The sequence below is a fragment of the Paenibacillus massiliensis subsp. panacisoli DSM 21345 genome, from assembly GCF_000426545.1.
GTDB classification, from domain to species: domain Bacteria; phylum Bacillota; class Bacilli; order Paenibacillales; family Paenibacillaceae; genus Paenibacillus; species Paenibacillus panacisoli.
Genome location: NZ_AUFO01000001.1, coordinates 214,199 through 233,368 on the forward strand (window position 1 = coordinate 214,199; position 19,170 = coordinate 233,368).

Annotated in this window: 16 protein-coding genes, 2 tRNA genes and 1 pseudogene; 10 read left to right on the top strand and 9 right to left on the bottom strand. The window is 47.6% G+C overall.

Going from position 1 to position 19,170, the window contains the following annotated elements; translation table 11 throughout:
- The first annotated feature begins 73 nt into the window (after positions 1 to 73).
- Positions 74 to 580, top strand: a complete 507-nt coding sequence (locus K331_RS0100915; RefSeq protein WP_028588820.1) for a MerR family transcriptional regulator — start codon at positions 74 to 76, stop codon at positions 578 to 580.
- Between the two features lie 183 nt (positions 581 to 763).
- On the opposite strand, the gene K331_RS0100920 is transcribed toward K331_RS0100915, so the two are convergent.
- On the bottom strand, positions 764 to 1,705 hold the full coding sequence (locus K331_RS0100920; protein ID WP_028588821.1) for a zinc-binding dehydrogenase: 942 nt from the start codon (positions 1,703 to 1,705) through the stop codon (positions 764 to 766).
- Positions 1,706 to 1,826: 121 nt separating this feature from the next.
- Here K331_RS0100920 and K331_RS0100925 point away from each other — a divergent pair, with 121 nt between their 5' ends.
- From K331_RS0100925 to K331_RS0100935, 3 genes and pseudogenes are all read left to right on the top strand, one after another.
- Positions 1,827 to 2,705, top strand: coding sequence for a hypothetical protein (locus K331_RS0100925; RefSeq protein ID WP_028588822.1), 879 nt, complete (start codon positions 1,827 to 1,829; stop codon positions 2,703 to 2,705).
- A gap of 379 nt (positions 2,706 to 3,084) precedes the next feature.
- Positions 3,085 to 3,249: pseudogene (locus K331_RS33080) on the top strand (SDR family oxidoreductase); the annotation flags it as partial.
- 337 nt (positions 3,250 to 3,586) lie between these two features.
- The gene (locus K331_RS0100935) at positions 3,587 to 3,913 is read left to right on the top strand and encodes a hypothetical protein (protein ID WP_028588823.1); all 327 of its coding nucleotides are present in this window, start codon (positions 3,587 to 3,589) and stop codon (positions 3,911 to 3,913) included.
- Positions 3,914 to 4,098: 185 nt separating this feature from the next.
- Here the strand turns inward: K331_RS0100935 and K331_RS0100940 are convergent, their stop codons facing one another.
- On the bottom strand, positions 4,099 to 7,149 hold the full coding sequence (locus K331_RS0100940) for a glycoside hydrolase family 2 TIM barrel-domain containing protein (protein ID WP_028588824.1): 3,051 nt from the start codon (positions 7,147 to 7,149) through the stop codon (positions 4,099 to 4,101).
- A 134-nt stretch (positions 7,150 to 7,283) separates the two neighbouring features.
- Between K331_RS0100940 and K331_RS28625 the strand changes: the two genes are divergently transcribed.
- Both K331_RS28625 and K331_RS32095 read left to right on the top strand, forming a co-directional pair.
- On the top strand, positions 7,284 to 8,150 hold the full coding sequence (locus K331_RS28625; protein ID WP_051289520.1) for a helix-turn-helix domain-containing protein: 867 nt from the start codon (positions 7,284 to 7,286) through the stop codon (positions 8,148 to 8,150).
- A gap of 226 nt (positions 8,151 to 8,376) precedes the next feature.
- Positions 8,377 to 8,541: a hypothetical protein gene (locus tag K331_RS32095; RefSeq protein ID WP_018886838.1), complete on the top strand. Its 165-nt coding sequence runs from the start codon at positions 8,377 to 8,379 to the stop codon at positions 8,539 to 8,541.
- Positions 8,542 to 8,675: 134 nt separating this feature from the next.
- Here the strand turns inward: K331_RS32095 and K331_RS0100955 are convergent.
- A tRNA-Ile gene (locus K331_RS0100955) sits at positions 8,676 to 8,749 on the bottom strand.
- Between the two features lie 339 nt (positions 8,750 to 9,088).
- On the opposite strand from K331_RS0100955, the gene K331_RS32100 reads away from it, so the two are divergent.
- Positions 9,089 to 9,256 (top strand): hypothetical protein, encoded by a 168-nt coding sequence (locus K331_RS32100; RefSeq protein WP_169718287.1) that lies wholly within the window; start codon positions 9,089 to 9,091, stop codon positions 9,254 to 9,256.
- A 394-nt stretch (positions 9,257 to 9,650) separates the two neighbouring features.
- Here the strand turns inward: K331_RS32100 and K331_RS0100965 are convergent, their stop codons facing one another.
- Complete coding sequence (locus tag K331_RS0100965) at positions 9,651 to 9,845, bottom strand: hypothetical protein (RefSeq protein WP_028588825.1); 195 nt, start codon at positions 9,843 to 9,845, stop codon at positions 9,651 to 9,653.
- Positions 9,846 to 10,067: 222 nt separating this feature from the next.
- Positions 10,068 to 10,238 (bottom strand): hypothetical protein, encoded by a 171-nt coding sequence (locus K331_RS0100970; protein WP_018886841.1) that lies wholly within the window; start codon positions 10,236 to 10,238, stop codon positions 10,068 to 10,070.
- Positions 10,239 to 10,514: 276 nt separating this feature from the next.
- On the opposite strand from K331_RS0100970, the gene K331_RS0100975 reads away from it, so the two are divergent.
- Positions 10,515 to 10,600: transfer RNA gene (locus tag K331_RS0100975), tRNA-Leu, on the top strand.
- Positions 10,601 to 10,786: 186 nt separating this feature from the next.
- Here K331_RS0100975 and K331_RS0100980 read toward each other — a convergent pair.
- Positions 10,787 to 11,827 (bottom strand): PocR ligand-binding domain-containing protein, encoded by a 1,041-nt coding sequence (locus K331_RS0100980; RefSeq protein ID WP_028588826.1) that lies wholly within the window; start codon positions 11,825 to 11,827, stop codon positions 10,787 to 10,789.
- Positions 11,828 to 12,129: 302 nt separating this feature from the next.
- Here K331_RS0100980 and K331_RS0100985 point away from each other — a divergent pair, with 302 nt between their 5' ends.
- Both K331_RS0100985 and dhaK read left to right on the top strand, forming a co-directional pair.
- Positions 12,130 to 13,269 carry a glycerol dehydrogenase gene (locus tag K331_RS0100985; RefSeq protein ID WP_028588827.1) on the top strand — a complete coding sequence of 380 codons (1,140 nt, stop codon included), beginning with the start codon at positions 12,130 to 12,132 and terminating at the stop codon, positions 13,267 to 13,269.
- Positions 13,269 to 15,038 (top strand): dihydroxyacetone kinase subunit DhaK, encoded by a 1,770-nt coding sequence (gene dhaK, locus K331_RS31320; protein WP_028588828.1) that lies wholly within the window; start codon positions 13,269 to 13,271, stop codon positions 15,036 to 15,038. The genes K331_RS0100985 and dhaK overlap by 1 nt, the downstream gene beginning before the upstream one ends.
- 122 nt (positions 15,039 to 15,160) lie before the next feature.
- Here dhaK and K331_RS0100995 read toward each other — a convergent pair whose 3' ends face one another.
- Genes K331_RS0100995 through K331_RS0101005 form a run of 3 tightly spaced genes read right to left on the bottom strand, consistent with a single transcriptional unit; the run spans position 15,161 to position 19,161 of the window.
- A complete protein-coding gene (locus tag K331_RS0100995; RefSeq protein ID WP_028588829.1) occupies positions 15,161 to 16,630 on the bottom strand; it encodes a glycoside hydrolase family 32 protein in 1,470 nt (489 codons plus the stop codon).
- Between the two features lie 17 nt (positions 16,631 to 16,647).
- Positions 16,648 to 18,258, bottom strand: coding sequence for an ABC transporter substrate-binding protein (locus tag K331_RS0101000; RefSeq protein ID WP_028588830.1), 1,611 nt, complete (start codon positions 18,256 to 18,258; stop codon positions 16,648 to 16,650).
- A gap of 21 nt (positions 18,259 to 18,279) precedes the next feature.
- Positions 18,280 to 19,161 (bottom strand): carbohydrate ABC transporter permease, encoded by an 882-nt coding sequence (locus K331_RS0101005; protein ID WP_028588831.1) that lies wholly within the window; start codon positions 19,159 to 19,161, stop codon positions 18,280 to 18,282.
- Positions 19,162 to 19,170: the final 9 nt, after the last annotated feature.

A 19,170-nucleotide genomic window follows, 5' to 3' on the forward strand; every position in this document is an offset into this window, starting at 1 on the left:
GATAAGGGACTTGACTTGGAGTCAGCACCAAGATGTATAATGCACAAAAAAACGATCTCCGGGAGGAAATAGGATGATGGCCGAGCATACCTTTACAATAAAGCAAACCGCCGAGCAAACAGGAATCTCCGAGGATACGATTCGTTATTACGAAAAGATCGCGTTGCTACCTCGGGCGGATCGGAAGGACAACGGGCACCGCATCTACCGGCAGGAAGACATCAATATGATCCTGCTGATAGGCTGCCTGAAAAAAACGGGGATGCCACTGGAGGAAATGCGGCCATTTTTGGCAGTCTCCGCCGACGCAGATCCCGGAGAATATCCTGAGCTAGTAGAGCACATAAGGAGCCACCGGGAAAATATCGTCAGCCAAATCGCTTCGCTACAGCAGGTCGTCGATTTTATCGACATGAAGCTCGAGGAGGGAAGATACCGCCGGCACTGCTCGGATGAAAGCCAAGACGGCGTGTCAGAGCATATAACTGGAGAACCGAATCCCAAGTCCGTCTCACCCGCTGAGATGAGTTATTTTTCCGTATCGGCCAAAGCTGGCAAGTCACGGGCAACTATAAGATAAGCTCGCAAATAACAAGAGGAGTTCCAGCCAAACAGACAATAACTTAACCAGCACAGCCCATGTTTTGGCGCTGCACATTTGATGCTATTCAACCTGTCGAAATGACGGGTTTTTTGCGTAGAAAGTAAGAAAGTAACAGATTCGTTTTTAGATTCCTGGCATTATTGTTGCAAACTTATACAATCAACCTATGTGAAGCACGGCTTTGCCGGAGAATTTCCGTTCCATCATGTTACGGGCAACGGTGTCAATTTCGGTCCAAGGCGCCTCCACTTCGATCCGGGGGATTAACCGCTTATCTGTTACCATCCGGGCTAGCAAACTCAGATCGTCCACCGCTGATTGACGAGTGAGTTCCTCACCTAGAAAGAAGCTGTACAAGGTTCTGCCTCCGCTGGTCACCAGATTCATCATATCGATCGTTGCGGTATTTGAAGAGGAAAATCCTACCGCAACGCAAACCCCTTGGGGCGCTAACTGCGGCAGCAACGCCGCCAGTGTATCGCCGCCTACTGAATCGATGATCAGATCGTACGGTCCAAATTTACGGGCTGATGAAATTAGGGAATATCCAACGATCACTTCGTCGGTTCCTACCTCCCGAACAAGCTCAGCCTTCTCTTCCGTGCTTGCCGTACCTACAACGTATGCGCCGGATTGGACTGCAAGCTGATGGGCGAATAGCCCAACTCCGCCGTTAGAGCCTGTAATGAAAATGCGTTTGCCAAGCAGCATGCCGCCTTTGCGGAGTGCATAAAGAGCCGTGAGCCCTGCTACGGGGAGGGTAGCCGCCTCCGTAAAAGTGAGTTTGTCTGGGATTTCGGCCAACAACGATACGGGAGCAGCCACTTGCTCGCTCCAGGCTCCCATCGGGAGCAGACCAACAACCCTGGCCCCTTTTTGCGGTCCTGCGCCGTTCTCAGCCTGCTCGATGACAATCCCGGCGAAATCCCAGCCAGGACGACTAGGTATTTCCTGATTTTTAGCGTCACTCACTTCACCGCGGTTGAGTGAGACGGCCTTCACTTGCACAAGTGCTTCCCAAGGCTTGGCCTGCGGGGCGTCAACTTCCTTGAACGCCAAATGTGACGGGGCATGCGGATCAACTACAATAGTACGAATCATATCGGTTTTCCTCCATGTTGGTTATGGTCATTAGATGACCTTCATTTCAATGAGGAGTATACTTTAAATAAAGGTTCGGCCCAAGTGCAGAACTACACTTCATAAGAGAAGGGAAGAGAAGATGGATATAGATATGGAGAATTCCAGACATAGAATCGTAATGGGAGAAATTGAAGCCCTGCGGATAAAACGTCAGCAAAAGCTTGTCGATCTACCTCAACCGTCCTTGAAACGATTTACTCAACAAGAGCTGAACGACGAGGCTTTTCCTTCGTATAAAAATCTGCTGGTTGGACGTACCCGCCGCATACCGACCCGCCAGACGATCATAAATATTGCAGAATATCTTGAGTGTACATCCGACGAGCGTAACGATTTACTTATGGCAGCCGGTTATCTTCCAATTCAGACGGAATTGTATGGACGGTCGTTGGAACGTGCATTAGAGTGGGCTCAGCAAACGATGAGAAGTATTCCTTTTCCCGCCATGGTCGTAACACATACTCAGGACATTAAGGGATTAAATGAGCCGTTTCATCAATTGTTCGAAATTCCTCTCGACCGTTCATATGATGGTTTAATGAATAGGGTTGATTTACATTTTAATTCTGGTCTTCCTATCCGGTCCCGCTCCACGTTTGATAAGGCGTCGTTTCAGCAGTGGGAGGAGCACATCATAAACGGAATACAAGCATTTAAGAGTGAGCACATGCTCTCGCGTTATGATGCTTGGTATCAAAAATTGCTGGATAGAGTTCGGAAATATAACGCGTGCGAATATCTGAGTGTGCCGGATGTAAGGGGAAATGCTGATCAAACACAAACAATTCTAGCCAGAATGGAAAGCTCCGGAGACCTTATTCCCGTACGCTACAGACAGGTTTCGATCTCTGCAGGTGGCCGCTTATATCCGCAAATTGAGGTTTTCCTGCCGGTAGATTCTGCCGCGCGCACAGTTTTTGGGAAACTGGGATGTCCAACTGATTGTGCATTTGTCTAATCTGACACTTCTAGCGTGTATCAGACTAACATTATTTTTGATGAATATCATTTCATTGATTACCGCATGCAGAAGGAAGATGCCCAGCGATTCATTCACAACGCTGGCTATGAAGTTGAAACAAGTACTATTTATGATGGTATAGGCATTAATCGTTTTGCCTACGAATCTCATTCTAGACTTGATTACGCCGCGCTGGTTCAAGGCTACCTTTTCCCCTTGTCATTGTCGTGCAGAAATAATGAATTTTTTAGACCGCCTTCAATGGCGGTCTTTCTATGCTCGGCGGATGCTAGCTATTCATTTTATTGAATTAACGGGACACTATAGCTCATTGACACCAAGAAAGCCGTTGACCAATGTGAACGCACCCCAAAATCTCAATGGTAAATCGCCGGAGGTGGTCGATTCGTTCCGTCGAATGAACGCGTTCGGACGGCTCGGTGAAAAGGAGGATATTGCGAATGCGCTCGAGTTGCTCGTCAGTGACAGAGCCCATTGGATAACGGGACAGACGATTCGCATTAACGGCAGGTTTAATTGATATTGTGGAAAGTGGTTCTGAGAAAGGAGAGGCGAACGAACAGCGGGAAGTAGTGTTGTTGGTTGACTCTCTTTTTTCGTGCAATTAGGACACGAAAAAGAAGTCGACATACTTGCCGTTAAAGACAACGCGGAGAGCCGTATCTTACCATACTGAACTAACTGGAAACAATAGCGCAAGTTAAAATGAAGGTTAGGAGTGGGGACTTGGTTCTATCGACTCCCAGATTAGTAGCGCACCAGCGTCTTCGAGTACTTGGAACAGGACCTTTCGCTTCTCTAGAAGAAAGTGTAAATTAATATCATGAGAAGTATTTGATCTGGATGGGAGTTTAAAGATGGCCTATAGAATTGTTGGAGACTTAGAAAATAAATTGATCATCTACGGGTACAGGAAGCCCCTGGGTTCGCGCACGTATTTACCTTTTCTCCCTGAAGCTATCGCTAATGAATTTATAGATGCTACAGTGGTACTAGAGCGCGCCAGTAAAGAACAGGAGATTTATCAAATTTATTACTGGATTGAAGGAGATGGAGAATTCGTGTTGCGAATCATTGTCTCGTATTTCGATGATTCAATCACCATCCTCGCAGATGAGGCTAAAATAGCGGTGCGAGCCTATATGGCTCTTTGCGAAAGTTTAGAACGTTGGAAGTCACAGTGAAGCTAACGGGAAGCGTTAGTTAAATGAGAACAGCGGGAGACCAAGACTTTTTAATCAAGTCTTGGTCTCCCGCTGCTTTTTACTAGTGGATGTCTAACATTTTTTCTGCTGACTGATCAAGTGAATGATATGCCTGAAACTAACCCAGTAACTCAGTGAACGGGGTTCATCCACAATGTCGCTCCTTATTCATCTTCCTTGAATACAGGACGGATCTGACAAGTGAAGCGAATGTTCTTCTCGGACAAGCGATAGGCTGGCAGCAGCTCTGGACCACAGGAGTTGGAGCCGACACCGCTCATTTTGTAATCAATATGGACTACAGTCTCCGGAATCGTCTGCAGCTCATAGGTATGCTCTGCCTTAGCCAGCAGCTCTGGGGTCACATGCAGCGCCTGGAAGGAGAAATCCTCCTCGGCGGTGAAGCGAAGTCCCATGCCCAGCAGGTTTGTTACGTTTGCCCATCCTGTACCGAAGCGTGCGCCATTCTCTTGTGGCATCACATAGTGCTGGAACAGTTGGTCAACGGTGGTCTCATACACGGCTTTACGGGTGCTGTGATGCTTGTCAGCATAGCCCTCATGTGGTCCATAGCCGAAGTATTCGACTTCCTCCGCACCCTTCGGCATCTCTAGACGAAGACCAAAGCGCGGCAGATAAGGAGCCTCTTCGTTCACATCGGCCTGTGTGCAGAAGGTGATCAGGCCTTGACTGTCCACTGTCCATACCGAACGACCTTGAATCAGCATCGGACGAATGCTACCGCCAAGTCCGTAGGAGACGCGAATCTCAATGATACCTGTCTCGGTGCGGCTCCATGAGCAGCTGTAGATTTTCGTGTGGAGCTCATGCATTTGCCAGCTCAACCAATCTTTCTTAATGTTAATGTCATTATCTGTTGGAGCTCGCCATACGGATAGCTTCGGCGGTGAAGCGAGCATTTCCACACCCTGCTTGGAGATCGAAGTGAATGTGCCCAGACCAAGCTCGAAGGTGTAATGAAAATGACGACCACAAATCAACAGCTGACCATTCTCCTCCACAGTCTCCAGTGGCCATTCCGGTAACGACGAGACCATCGGTGCGACAGCCTGCTGCTGTGCGGCATATTCGAATTGAGCAAAGGAAAGCTCGTAGCCAGGTACTGACCAGGCCGTCTCCAGCTTGCTCCGATACGTGAGTGTAAGCCAGACCGAATCCTGCTCTTGCACCAGCTCCTCCAGAGAATAGGGCAGCTGAATCACGGCCTGATCACCGGGCTGAACGTTCAGCTCTGAATGTAGACCTTGCGCGATGAGTTGCCCAGCTTGCTCCAGCTTCCAGTGCAGCATGACATTGGACAGATCCGTGAAATCATAGCGGTTATGAATGCGAATCTCTGCTTTTGCAAAATCCACCAGCTCCGTATGGACAGGCGCGATAATCTGCTTGAGCTCCAGCAGACCTGTATGTGGCTTGCGATCAGGGGATACCAATCCGTCAATACAGAAGTTGCCGTCATGTGGCGATTCTCCAAAGTCTCCACCATAAGCGAAATACTTGGTACCATCGGCAGTAGTCTGCTGGATACCATGATCGCACCATTCCCATACACATCCACCCATGAGCTTCGGATAGCGGTAGAATAAATCCCAATACTCCTTCAGATCCCCAGGGCCGTTCCCCATCGCATGGCTGTATTCACACAGGAACAATGGCTTGGTCTGATTCGGGTCCTCTGCATAAGCCTGAACCTTCTCTGTGGAGGCATACATTTCGCTCTCCATGTCAAGGACATCCTTGCGCTTGTCGCCATTGTAGCGCTCAGCCGCTCCCTCGTAATGCACCAGCCTTGAGGCATCCCGCTGCTTGGTCCAGGCAGCCATTGCGATGTGATTGTCTGCATAGCCGGACTCGTTCCCCATAGACCAGATGATGACGCACGGATGATTCTTATCCCGTTCTACCATCCGCTCAGCCCGCTCTAAGAAGGATTCACGCCAGAGAGGGTCAGCAGAGATCATGTGGAAGGCCTCTTCCTTACCAGGGAAAGCTCGAATGAGCCCGTGGCACTCCAGATCTGCTTCATCAATGACATAGAAGCCATATTCATTGCACAGATCGAGGAAACGCGGATCGTTCGGATAATGCGATGTACGAACCGTGTTAATGTTATGCTGCTTCATCAGCATCAGATCTTCCTTCATATGCCGCATGGAGACGGTAGCACCCAGAACAGGATGAGAATCGTGACGGTTCACACCCTTTAATTTGACGGGGACGCCGTTGATTTTGAACACGCTATCTTCAATGGATACGGTGCGGAAGCCAACATGATGAGCGAAGGTCTCCGTTCCGGCCTGAATAATCAGCTCATAGAGATAAGGCTGCTCGGCGTTCCATAGTGTTGGATTGGTTAGTCTTATGGACAGACTTCCATCCTTCGTCAGCTTGCTATGTGCAGTGCCGACAGAGTTTCGATTGTGGTCCAGCAGTGTAGCTGTCACAGGAAGCTCGTCTGTCGATAAGTCAGACGCTTGAATTTGTACATGCAAGTTGACGGAGGTCAGATCCTCATTGAAGGCTTGAAGGATTTCGAAGTCACGCACATGGCTATCCTCGCGGCTCAGCAAGTAGACATCACGGAAGATACCAGAATAACGCCAGACATCCTGATCCTCCAAATACGTTCCATCACACCATTTCAGCACCATGACTGCGACTTTATTCTCGCCGGCCTGTACATAGTCGCTGATTCGGAATTCTGCAGGCATACGGCTACCCTGACTGTAACCAACGAACTGACCGTTCACCCACAGGTAGAAGCAGGAGTTGACCCCTTCAAACACGATATACTGCTGCTTCGTGGTCTCCTTCTCCGACAGATAGAAGCTACGTGCATACAATCCGGCAGGATTTTCGCTCGGAACGTAAGGTGGATTGAATGGAATTGGATAGTTTACATTTGTATAGTGCTGCTGATCATACCCATTCGTCTGCCAGCAGGACGGCACCAACAGTTGATCCCAGGAGGAGGTGTCGAAGTCCTTCTCATAGAAAGGCTCATTAACCTGATGAACACTTGCCTTGTAGCTGAAGCTCCAGCTTCCGTTCAGAGATTGGTAGTAGGGTGAAAACCCTCTTTTTCTGGAGATGGCATCGGCCTGATTATCATAAGGTATGAAGGCAGCGCGGGCCGGTTCGCGATTCACCTGTAGAATATTTGGATTTTCCCAATAGGGTTCGATACGGATCATTTCATCAGACTCCTTGTCATGGTAAGATCACTGTAATAACACATCTGATTATATAGACAAAGTGAGTTAATACATAGGTGGTAAATGGACATTTAACCTCACAAAAAGGACATTTTATCTAAGGAGGCAATACAGTGGAGAAGCTGGGGCTACGAATCAATCTGTATCAGCAAAGCCCGGAGGGGATGCCAATTCAGCTATATACTATTGGGGTGGAGCCTCAAGCGCCTATGACGCGACCGCAGGGCTTCTCAGCGATGCAATGCATGATTTCGCTCCAGGGGAGCGGGGTATTTCGAATCTATGGGGAGGAGGAATGGTCGGCTATTCCCGAGCACAGTCTGCTGTATATACCTGCTGGGCTGCCGCATGAATACATGGCGCTGGATCAGCAGCATTGGCTGTTGGGATTCGTCACCTTCACGGAGCGAAGAGAGGGATGGATGGCCGAATTAGGCTTCGGGCAGCAGCCTTATTGTATGCCATTGACCGAGGTGGATTCCCTGTATGCACGAATGGAGGAGATGTGGGAGATTACAGGGGAGCGTCCTCAGCTGTGGAAGTCTGCCGAGCTGCTGCTATCATTCTGCGTGGAGCTGCATCGGTTGCAGAAAGCGGAGAGAACGGACATCGTGCCGACACGTCAGCCGGATAGTGTGGTAGAAGCGATTACCTCATTTCTGCATGATCATCTAGAGCGAGATTTCTCGCTTGATGAATTGTCAGCGTACATTGGATATTCAGCGAAGCAGACGGTGCGGCTGTTCACAGGACGAGTAGGAATGACACCACATCAGTATTTGAAAAAAATACGTATGGAGACTGCCACTTGGCTACTTGATCATCAGCAGCAGATGACGGTGAAGGAGATTGCGCTTCATGTAGGGATGGAGCCGGACTATTTTACCCGTACCTTCAAGCAGACCTATACGGTCACGCCCTCGGAGCATCGCCAGCGCCAGCTTGACAAGAAGAAGCTCTGGACGCCAGGGAACCGATGATTTCATGATCCATGGGCATCTGCCCATATGTACTTAATAAAGCCAAAAGGGGAAGGGGATCTACCATACCCATACCGTAAGGAAACCCATGCTGTTAGGAAGCTCATTTTATGGATGATCAATGGAAGAAAACTTGTGTATGACAGGGAATCATTGCAGATAATGCTATTTTTGCGACGAGCCGGGCACACTAGCAGGGACAACTTGTAGCGAAAGAGGGACGTTCATGCAGTGGATTTATTTCGGTAAGCTGTATACAACAAAGTTCCAAGCCGGCTGCCTGGCCAAGCGTCTTGAGGAGGACGGATGGATGTACGGATATCAGGACCCCAAGGCCGTGGAGATCTATCAGTCACGCAGGGGGCGCTACGGCGTTCGCTTCATACCGTGATTGAAGGAATAGTATAGAAGGATTATTTTTTTGGAAAGATGAAATGGATGAAATCTGTATGGTGAACACAGCAAAAAAACATGAGATAAAGCAAAAATCCTCTCCTGAATGAACAGGAGAGGATTTGCTATGTATGGGCCCTGAGGGACTCGAACCCCCGACCAATCGGTTATGAGCCGACCGCTCTAACCAACTGAGCTAAGGGCCCTCAATGCTATGCTGTGTTGCTGATTATTTTTTAGGAAACATCAAACAGCGGCGTTAATTAATATACAACATTTTCATTTCATTCGTCAAGTGTTTTTTTGACATCAGGCTATGACGGTCTCATGAACAATGCTGAACAGCTTTTATTAAAATTTTAACAAGTATGACTTTTGGTACAGTTGTGGACAAATGTAGGGGACATAATGGGAGTTGAGAGGAAGGTCCTGTACTATTATGGGGATATTCGTCGCAAAAGCCTATAAAAAAGTTGAACGAATGTGCCTATAGGTCTAAATAATCGGGTCATATATGTCGAAATAGAACTTAAGGAGGGGGTTGTATGAACTGGAATGCAATAAAGGTTAAGCTTGGCATGCGTCTTGGCATGCATCCTGCCAGATCAACGGAGGAAGGCAGCTTTACGACCGGGATCATCTGGGGACTCGTGCTCAGTGCGGTACTCTGGGTATCTATTATTGGCTGGATTTCAATGTTATTGAAGGTCTAATAAGTAAACATTGTGCAGCTACAGAAGCTAACGCAAAGACGTAAAGGAGCAGCGAACAACGATAGCCCTGTTCCTGGAGGTAGCTGCAGACTACATATATCTGAAGTGAAATTATCTAAAACATAGTAGAAACGTTTTGTTATCGTAGGAATAAGTATCGAAATAGCCTTTAATTGTAGTAGTAAGCGATTAATTGTAGTAAAGCAATTAATTGTAGTAATACGAGAAAACACCGCCCAGAGATATCTGTGGCGGTGTTTTGCTGTCTAAAAGAGGGGCTAGGATTGCATATCCGTTGTGCCTGCCTATAAACTCCTATAAAGCCTGTACACGCCTGTACCACGCCTGTAGCACCTTAGACCCATCCTGGTTGATAAGTAAGCCTAAGGGGACATTATTCCTCCTCAGGTTCATGCTGGGTGTGCTCGCCACTAAAATCCTCTGCGAGCTTCTCCATTCCTTTGTTGACGGCTTCGTCAATCATATCGGTTGCTGCTGGACGGCTGGGGTCTACATCAGGGAGCTCATTGAACCCTGGAGCTCGCTCCTCCAATGGCTTGTCTTTCTCATGATTAGAAGCTTTGCTCATCTATTACACCTCATTTCTTCGAAAAGAACTGTTTGTGATTCAAGTGATATTGTAAGTGAGCCAACACCTGAGCCTATATTGGAGACAAGTAATAAGTGAAACAACATAAAGTAATTTTTCGCTGACTTTACGATTCGCTATATGATGCTATTAACCGCATTCTTGATCTTGAATCAAAATGAAGCCGGAGAAGTTGTACCTCTCCGGCCAGGTCCTTCGTGCTTATCTGTGTTCAACTCGGTGTTCAACCAAATCGATGGTGCCCAGCACCAAATGGGCCAGACCAAATCCAAGAATGCCAGTGGCGGCGAGCTTGTACTTGCTTGCAAGCAGTACGGCTCCCGAGGCAGACACAACGGTACCAAGAACGGTTGGAACTAACCCTTCACGCATACATAACACTCCTCACAGATCAGAATGAAAGACAGCATTATTGTGTGTTTAAGCGCAACAGGATATGCGTGGTTGTATTTGTGTGAAGTTTGAATTTGTTATAGGAGATAAATGCCTCGGGGTCTCCGCAAATACAGGATTTTTCAAAGGACTGAAAAAAATACTTGCAAACATCTCTAATTTATCGTAAGATATGTTGGTGACCGCAAAACGGATATGAATTAAAAGCCTTCCAATTATTGCTTTGGATATAAGCGGAAGCACATATGATTTTATGCCGGGGTGGCGGAATTGGCAGACGCACAGGACTTAAAATCCTGCGGTAGGTGACTACCGTACGGGTTCGACCCCCGTCCTCGGCATCATATTTTATCGAAAGAATCCCTTGATATTTAAGGGATTCTTTCTTTTTTTAATAATTGAAGTTATACCACCTATAACAAAAGGCACGTACCTTAAGTTCACTACTGGGGACAAGCAATTTTGTCAGAAGTGTCCCCAAGCCGCGTAGCCCCATCATCATTGCAACACGGTTCACGCCTTCACCCTTACCGAACAGATTTCTCCTGAATATACTTGCGATAGAGCGCAGGCGTGATCTCCTCGAACTTTTTGAAAATTTTGATAAAATACCCCGATTCATTGAATCCCAGCTCATCACTGATCTGCGCGACGGGCATGTCGGTGACCTCTAGCAATTGCTTGGCCCATTTGATCTTCAGCCTTGCCAGATAAGTCGTGAAGTTCTCGCCAGTCTCCTTGGCGAACAACCTGCTGAAATAGCTTGGACTCAGGTGACATAGCTCGGCCATTTGTTTGAGCGTAATCTGTTCACTCTTGTGACTGTGTATGTATTCAAAAGCAGGCTGTAGCACCGGGCTTGTGATGTCAGTATCGCTCGGGCTGTTCTTGAGATAGGCATCTGCAATCGCGTTGGTCATCTCTTTTTTGATGGATTCGATATTGCGAATGGAGTAGCCAGGCAGAATGGTGGACAGGTTCAATGTCTCCTGATTCCCGGAGGCTTTCTCGAACATTTCGACCAGCAAATGCTTGTTCAGCGCCTCCTCCACAATGTAGCTACAGAGTAGGGAGAGCATATTGGAGATGCTCACAATCTCATCATAGGTCATGACAGGCAACTGGTCGTAGTCGCTCTGTAATTCCTCTAGCTTCCCGGCATGCATGGGCACGTTCTTAGAAGTGACGATCTGCTCCAGCTCAGTCCCTTTCTCGGGGTCGGCGAGCTTCACTTGTCCCGCCATCACGGCGCCGATATATTTACCATCGATCGTAATGGGAATCGCAATATCTATAATATTGAAATGACAAAGATAGACGTAGGGTTCATTTAGTCGAACGGCTTCCAGACCGCCGCGCGCATCGCATTTTTGGCAGTAGGGAAGAAGCTCGGGATCTTGGCGAACATTCTGGCAGAAGGCCTGGCAGCTACTATGGCTGGTTACGGGAATACCTTTATAATCCACGGTTAGTATCGCGAGCTTGGTCACCGTTGCAAGTGAGTCCTGTAGACGTTTCCATTTGTTAAGATCCAGAATTTTATGAATATGCAGATATTCTTTGATCATAGGTGCGACCCCCATAGCTAACCTGAATCCATGAATTTGGCCGTTAAAAGTTAGCAATTTGTACATATTAAGATGGAATAACGAAGGGTAATGTAGTATGGGAGGTCAATATTCAACCATCTCATGACAATAACATACCACGACTGTGTGAAAAAGCAAAAATTTACGATTGAAAATTATAATTATTTGTTATAAAAGTCCACTGTAAACGTCCATCTCCTGCGTTATATTAGGGTTATTGTAAGCGATTAAAATTAAAACATATTTCTGATTTCATATCAGATCAGGAGGCGTATATCTATATGAGAAAAGCATTTATCAGTCCAACCAAATATGTGCAAGGCGAAGATGAGCTGTTGAACCTGGGTTACTTTGTACAATCCTTCGGGAATTCTGCGTTGCTGATTGCACATCCGGATGATGTTCAGCGCGTAAAGGCGAAGCTGGATGCAACCGCAGAGAAGTTCAATATTACTTTTGTTGAAAGCGGTTTTAGAGGAGAATGCTCCCGTGAGGAAGTTGCGCGCCTGCAAGCGATTGCGAAGGACAAAGGCTGCACCTGTACCATTGGCCTCGGTGGTGGTAAAGCGATTGACGCGGCTAAATGTGTAGCAGAGGGTGAGGCGTTGATCATCTGCCCAACAATTGCGGCAACCGACGCACCGACAAGCCACTCCGCCGTATTGTATACACCAGAGGGTGCCTTTGATGACTATGCTTATTTCAAACAAAGCCCGAGCGTAGTTCTCGTGGATACAACGGTGATCGCTAACGCTCCCACACGCTTCCTGGTATCTGGTATGGGAGATGCACTCTCAACGTATTTTGAAGCAAGAGCAACAGCGAAATCTTATTCCCGCGTGAATGCAAGTCTGCCGATGGGCTCTCGTGAAGGCTACACACCGTCAGCATTCGGTACAAATGCGGCACTTGCCTTGGCGAAGTTGTGCTATGAAATGCTACTGAGCGATGGCGTGAAGGCCAAGTTAGCCAGTGACAGCAACATGGTGACGCAGGCGCTGGAGAATATTGTGGAGACCAACATCCTGTTGTCTGGTCTTGGCTTCGAAAGTGGCGGTCTGGCTGCAGCCCATGCGATCCATAACGGGTTGACCATTCTGGAGGGTACACATCATTTCTTCCACGGGGAAAAGGTAGCGTTCGGAACCATTGCACAGCTCGTCCTTGAAAATGCTCCAACCGAGGAGCTGCATCAGGTACTCGACTTCTGTCTTGAAGTTGGCCTGCCAGTCAGTCTGGCCGATATCGGAGTAGATACGATTAGCCAAGAAGAGCTGCTGAAGGTGGCAGAGATTGCTTGTATTCCGGAGGAATCCATTCACTCGATGCCGTTCCCGATCACAGTTCCTGAGGTTGCTGGCGCTATTGCAACAGCTGACCGGATCGGACGGGAGTACAAGGCTCGCCGGGAGGGGAAATAATGAAAAAAATAATCAATCAGGCTGAGAATGTTGTCATGGAGATGTGCAACGGGATTGCGCTTGCGCACCCAGAGCTTGAATTTTTGAAGAAATATAAAGTGATTAAGCGCAGAGAGATCCAGGCTGATAAAGTCAGTCTCATCAGTGGCGGTGGTAGTGGACATGAACCTGCTCACGCGGGCTACGTCGGAAAAGGCATGCTGGATGCAGCGGTGTGTGGGGATGTGTTCGCATCTCCTTCCCAAATCCAGGTGTATCAGGCGATCAAGGCCACAGCCAGCGACAAGGGTACACTCTTGATCATCAAGAACTATAGCGGAGATATGATGAACTTTAAGAATGCGGCGCATCTGGCAGAGGAAGATGGCATCAACGTACAATATGTACGGGTTGAGGATGACATTGCTGTACAAGACAGCCTATATACTGTAGGTCGTCGCGGCGTTGCTGGTACGGTACTCGTTCACAAAATCGCCGGAGCAGCAGCAGAAGAAGGACGCAGTCTGGCAGAGGTAAAAGCAGTGGCGGAGAAAGCAGCACAGAATGTGCGTAGCATTGGTTTTGGATTCACATCCTGCACGGTTCCAGCCAAGGGCACCCCGACATTTGACATTGCAGAGGACGAAATGGAGTTCGGTGTAGGCATCCATGGTGAACCAGGTATCCGCCGTGAGAAAATCGTAACCGCAGATGAGCTGGCAGGCCGGATGGTCGCGGCATTGTTAGCAGACATGAAGCTGGACAAGGATGCTTCTGCCGAGATAGCGGTGCTTGTGAATGGCTTTGGTGCAACACCGCTTCAGGAGCTGTACCTGCTGAACAATTCGGTTCAACGGGAGCTTGCAGGACATGCAGGTCTACAGGTGGCTACGACGTTTGTTGGCAACTATATGACAAGTATAGATATGGCGGGGGCGTCCGTTACCCTACTGAAGCTGGACGAGGAGCTGAAGGCTCTGTTGTTCAAGGAAAGTGAAGCTCCTGCGTTCAAAGTATCCGGTCCTCCTGCAGCACAAGTGGCATATTCCGATGCATTTGAGGCTGCTCAGACGGAGGATGCTCCGGTCTCTTATGAAGTGGAGACGCCTGCTTCGTCTGCGGTGATTAGCAACAATCAATTCTCCCTGGATAACATGGTCTACCTGATTGATAAAATGAGTGAAATCATCATCAAGAACGAAGTGCCATTCTGTGAGCTGGACTCCCATGCGGGTGATGGCGATTTCGGCATGAGTGTGGCCAAGGGCTTCCGTCAATTGAAGCGCGAGTGGAATCACATCATTCATGAAGAGAAGAAAGACATTGGTTCGTTCCTCGATGCCTGTTCGCTTGTGATCATGGAATACTGTGGCGGTGCGTCTGGCCCGATCTGGGGCTCGGCCTTCCGTGCAGCAGGCAAGGCTGTGGGGGATGTACAGCAATTGAGCGTTGCTGAATTTGCCGAAATGATGCAGGCGGCGGTTCAAGGTATTCAGTCGACAGGAGAGCGCTCCTTCGGTCGCGGTGCCGTTGTAGGGGACAAGACATTGATTGATGCACTCGTTCCATGTGCTGATGCCTGGACACAAAGTGCAGAGTCTGGCGATGACTTCAAATCCGCATTTGCCAAAGGTGCAGCAGCAGCCGTCGAGGGTGCGAAGAAAACGGAAGATATCGTGGCACGCATGGGCCGGGCAGGAACAGTCGGTGATCGTAGTCTGGGATACCCAGATGCTGGCGCATACGCACTAGGCGTTATTTTCACAGAGCTGTCCGAGTCCATGAAATAGCTATAGGGAACGTGCATTATGGCAGCAACACTTGATAATTTTTTGATGGTGGAATGTCTACAGTAAGCCAAAGAAACGACTTTAGTCTAAGGGAAGTTAGAACTAAAGTCGTTTCTTTTACTTTAGATTATGGACTTATTTTCTGGAGCCGACAAAGTTAATTTTCTTATGTTGACGGAACCACCTGTTGCTTGAATGGTTATTTTCTCACATATGCCTTCGGGGAACAGTAAACTGGTTAACGCATGCTCACCGCCATTCATGAATAGCTCCATGGAGCCGGTGTCCAACATTAAACGAAGCTCAAGCGAATCTCTAGGATTGATCGTAACGGATTGAGGCTTGGCAAACATCTCTGAGAAAGCTATTTGCCCAGAGCCTCTTCGATCTAATGTAAAGGTACCATCCGTTGCAGAGTAAGTGATGGCCGATTGCTGCTGATCAGCGTGCTTTATAATGAGTTTCAATAAGTGGGCAGAGCCCATATCGAATTTTACGTTCAAATCCAGGGCATGTAACCCCCAAGTAAATTCCTTTGGCGTGCCATCCATGATCTCCAAATCGGTACTAGTCACATGTATTTGTGAGAAGAAGCTGTCTGCTTCTTCAACAGGCCTTTGCACAAGAATGGTTTCATCATTTACTTGTTTTAGTCCAAGCACACGTGGTATGGTCATTGCACCTCTCCAGCCAGATGTGGGCACTTGATTGGCGTAACGCCAGTTGCTCATCCAGCCCAGATATATGCGCCGTCCATCTTGCTCAGGTATGTCTGAGAAGCTCACACCTGCATAGTTATCACGTCCATGGTCAAGGATACGGACAATTTCATCGTCGGGCCTAAACGTGATTCCGTCAAAGGACCCGATAAAATATTGCGTTAGTGAGCCTGACTCCAATTCAGGATTATCTCCGACACTAACTAATAACACCCACTTGGTCGTGTTCGTACCCTCAATCGTTAACGGGAAAAGATCAGGACATTCCCACACGCCATCATGTATACCAATTCCATCACCAAACTCACTGGCCAGTGTCCACTCCTTCAGATCAGAAGAGATAAAAAAGGTTATAGTCTGCCCGGTAGCAAGAGCCATGATCCATTGTTCAGTAGGTGGATGCCAGAATACTTTAGGATCTCTGAAGTCGACTTTGTCTTCACTGCGCAAGACTGGATTGCCATCATACTTCGTCCAGCTTCTCCCTTGATCATGGCTGTAGGCCAGGCTTTGGGCTTGAACAGCCGGACCTCCATGGATTCCGTCCTTATGGCTAGTGAATATGGCTACAATTCCTGGCTTATTTGGGAAGAATCCAGTTGTATTATCCCAGTCAATGACGGCGCTCCCGGAGAATATTGTTCCGTTGTCATCTGGGTGCAAGGCTATATCGAGCTCTTCCCAATGAATCAGATCGGTACTAACCGCATGCCCCCAGTGCATAGGACCCCATGTCGTTCCGTACGGATGATACTGGTAAAATAAGTGATACTCTCCCTCAAAATAGACAAGCCCATTAGGATCATTCATCCAGTTTTCCTTCGGAGAAAAGTGCCATGCTGGTCTATATTTCGCTATTTCTATACTACTCATGAGGTGACCTCCATCAATTAAGAATTTTTATAACTGTCATATCCCTTTTGTTTAATAGCCAGCCATCTATCCAGACCAAGTCTATTAAGCTCTTGCAAATATTCATTCCATTCCGCATCGACATTGCCATTTTTAATCCATTCCGCCCGTTTGCGGTTCACATAGGCAAATAAGTCCGTTTCGATCGTGGACAACTGCTTTTGATCTTCAAGAGAGAAGAAGATCGGCGGATAATTGTGATCAGCCTTCATATGTGGAACAAGCTTCTCCTTCATAAGGTCAAGCCTCCAGGAAGCATCGTCAGGCTTAGTCGTATACACTCCGTAATATTCATCCAGGATGGCTAGTGGACCGCCAATATTCGTTTTCTGTCGTAGCTCAACAGGTGCGCTTCCTTCAAGGGGGAGATGAGTTAGCATGTTCTTGTTCTCGTCGAGCTTGAAAATATTCTGTTGCGTTTCATCACCGTATGTTCCCCAATTGTTCTGTACAGATTGGATGGGCTCGTAGAGCTGATCAATCCACTTCGCAGTTAACTCCAGATTTTTATTCGTGCTCGTAATCACCATCTTGCCACGACTGAATCCGAAATTGTTCGTTCGTGTTACGTTACTCTTCCCGTCCGGTCCAGCCAGAGGTGGAAGGAGCTCGTATTTGTCATTGTTGCCTGTGATGTTAGCTTTGTCCCACTGAAAGTAAAGGCCGTAGCGATGATCCTGTCCTTTGGCTAAGTAAGTATTGTAGTCCTGCTCAAAGGACTCTTCATCAATTAAGTTCAATGCATACAATTCATGGAAATATTTGATCGCCTCCTTATATCCATCCTGGTCTGCGGTAAACAGCACTTGGCCGTCATTGGTCACGACTGTATGATCCCCGTTGTCACCGAATCCAAAGGACCCAAACAGAAAGTTCATATCCTCGTTACCGTTGTTCATAATGAAGGACATTGGAATCTCATCCGCCTCACCGTTACCATTCGGATCACTTTCCTTGAAGGCAAGCAGTGCATTCTTCAGTTCCTCGGTTGTCGAAGGCATGTCTAGACCCAGCTTATTTAGCCACTCCATGTTGATCCAGGCCATACCGTTAACGGAATGGATGCTCTCCTTGCCAGAGCCAAGCTCCTCAATCCAGGGGAAGGCATAAATATGACCATCAGGTGCAGTAATCATCGCTTTGTATTCAGGTGCTTCTTCCAGCACCTTTTTCAAATTAGGCATATACTGTTCGATAAGCTCTTCCACCGGGACAATGGTTCCATCGCTTCCAAGCTGCAATAATTCATAGTCGGTATATCCAGCGTCCATAATGGCATCAGGCAAATCACCACTTGCGATAGCCAGGTTTCTTTTCTCGGTAAATGAATCAGAGGTATAGTTCTTCCAATTAATGTGGACCCCCGTGTGCTCCTCCAGTCTTTGATAGATCAGCTTCTCATTCGGGTCTGAGGGGGCGAGCGGCGAGCTTTGGGTTATGAAATTCAGCGTTACTTTCTCTTGAAGGGGGAATGTGACGTTCTGCAGATTGTATTCTGGAGAAGCGGACGAGCCTGCATTGCCTCCGCACCCCGTAAGGACAGCTACAGATAAAGCGAAGAGAGCAACAGGTTTAAAGTTTATTTTCATATGAATTCTCCTTGCCTATGGTTATTTGATAGAGCCTACAAGAACACCCTTCTCGAAATATTTCTGGAAGAAAGGATACATAATCATAAGTGGCAAACTTGAGACAATAATGGAAGAATACTTGATCATTTCTGACAGTTTTTTAAGTTCTGCTTGGGCGAGCGCGTCTGAAATCATACCTGGGTCCACCTGGTTTTGGACGAGGATGGACCGAAGAACAAGCTGAAGAGGGTATAGCCGGTTACTCTCCAAATAGATCATGGCATCAAAATAGGAATTCCACTGTCCAACGAAAGCATATAGCGCGAGTACAAACACGATTGGTTTGGAGAGTGGAAGGACGATTTTGAAAAAGATGCCGAGCTCTGATGCTCCATCGATCTGGGCTGCTTGGAATAGCTCTTTCGGAAGACCCATAAAATAGGTGCGGGCCAATATAATATTGAATACGCTGACAGCACTAGGCAAAATGATAGACCAAATGGTATCCAGCATACCCAAATCCTTTACAACTAGAAAGGTAGGGATCAGTCCGCCACTGAAAAACATCGTAATTAGAAATAAGATCATAAAGAATCTTTTACCGACAAATCCTTCGATAGACAATGGATAAGCTGCCAGCACGGATACGATCACAGTTGCAGCAGCAAAGGCAGCCGAGTAGAGCAAGGAGTTGAAGAAACCTCTAATCATAGCTTCGTTGCCTAATATCTTCTGGTAGCCCACCAGGCTCCAATCCGATGGGCTGATCGCCAGACCCTTCGTGATGAGCACGTTGGGGTTGAGAAAAGAGGCGAGCAGGACATAGAGCAGTGGAAAAAGGATGATTAATACGAAAAGAGCAAGGATGACATAATTGACCCCAAGCAGTACACGGTCTTTTTTCGATAATTGAAGATTCATGGGTCCTCC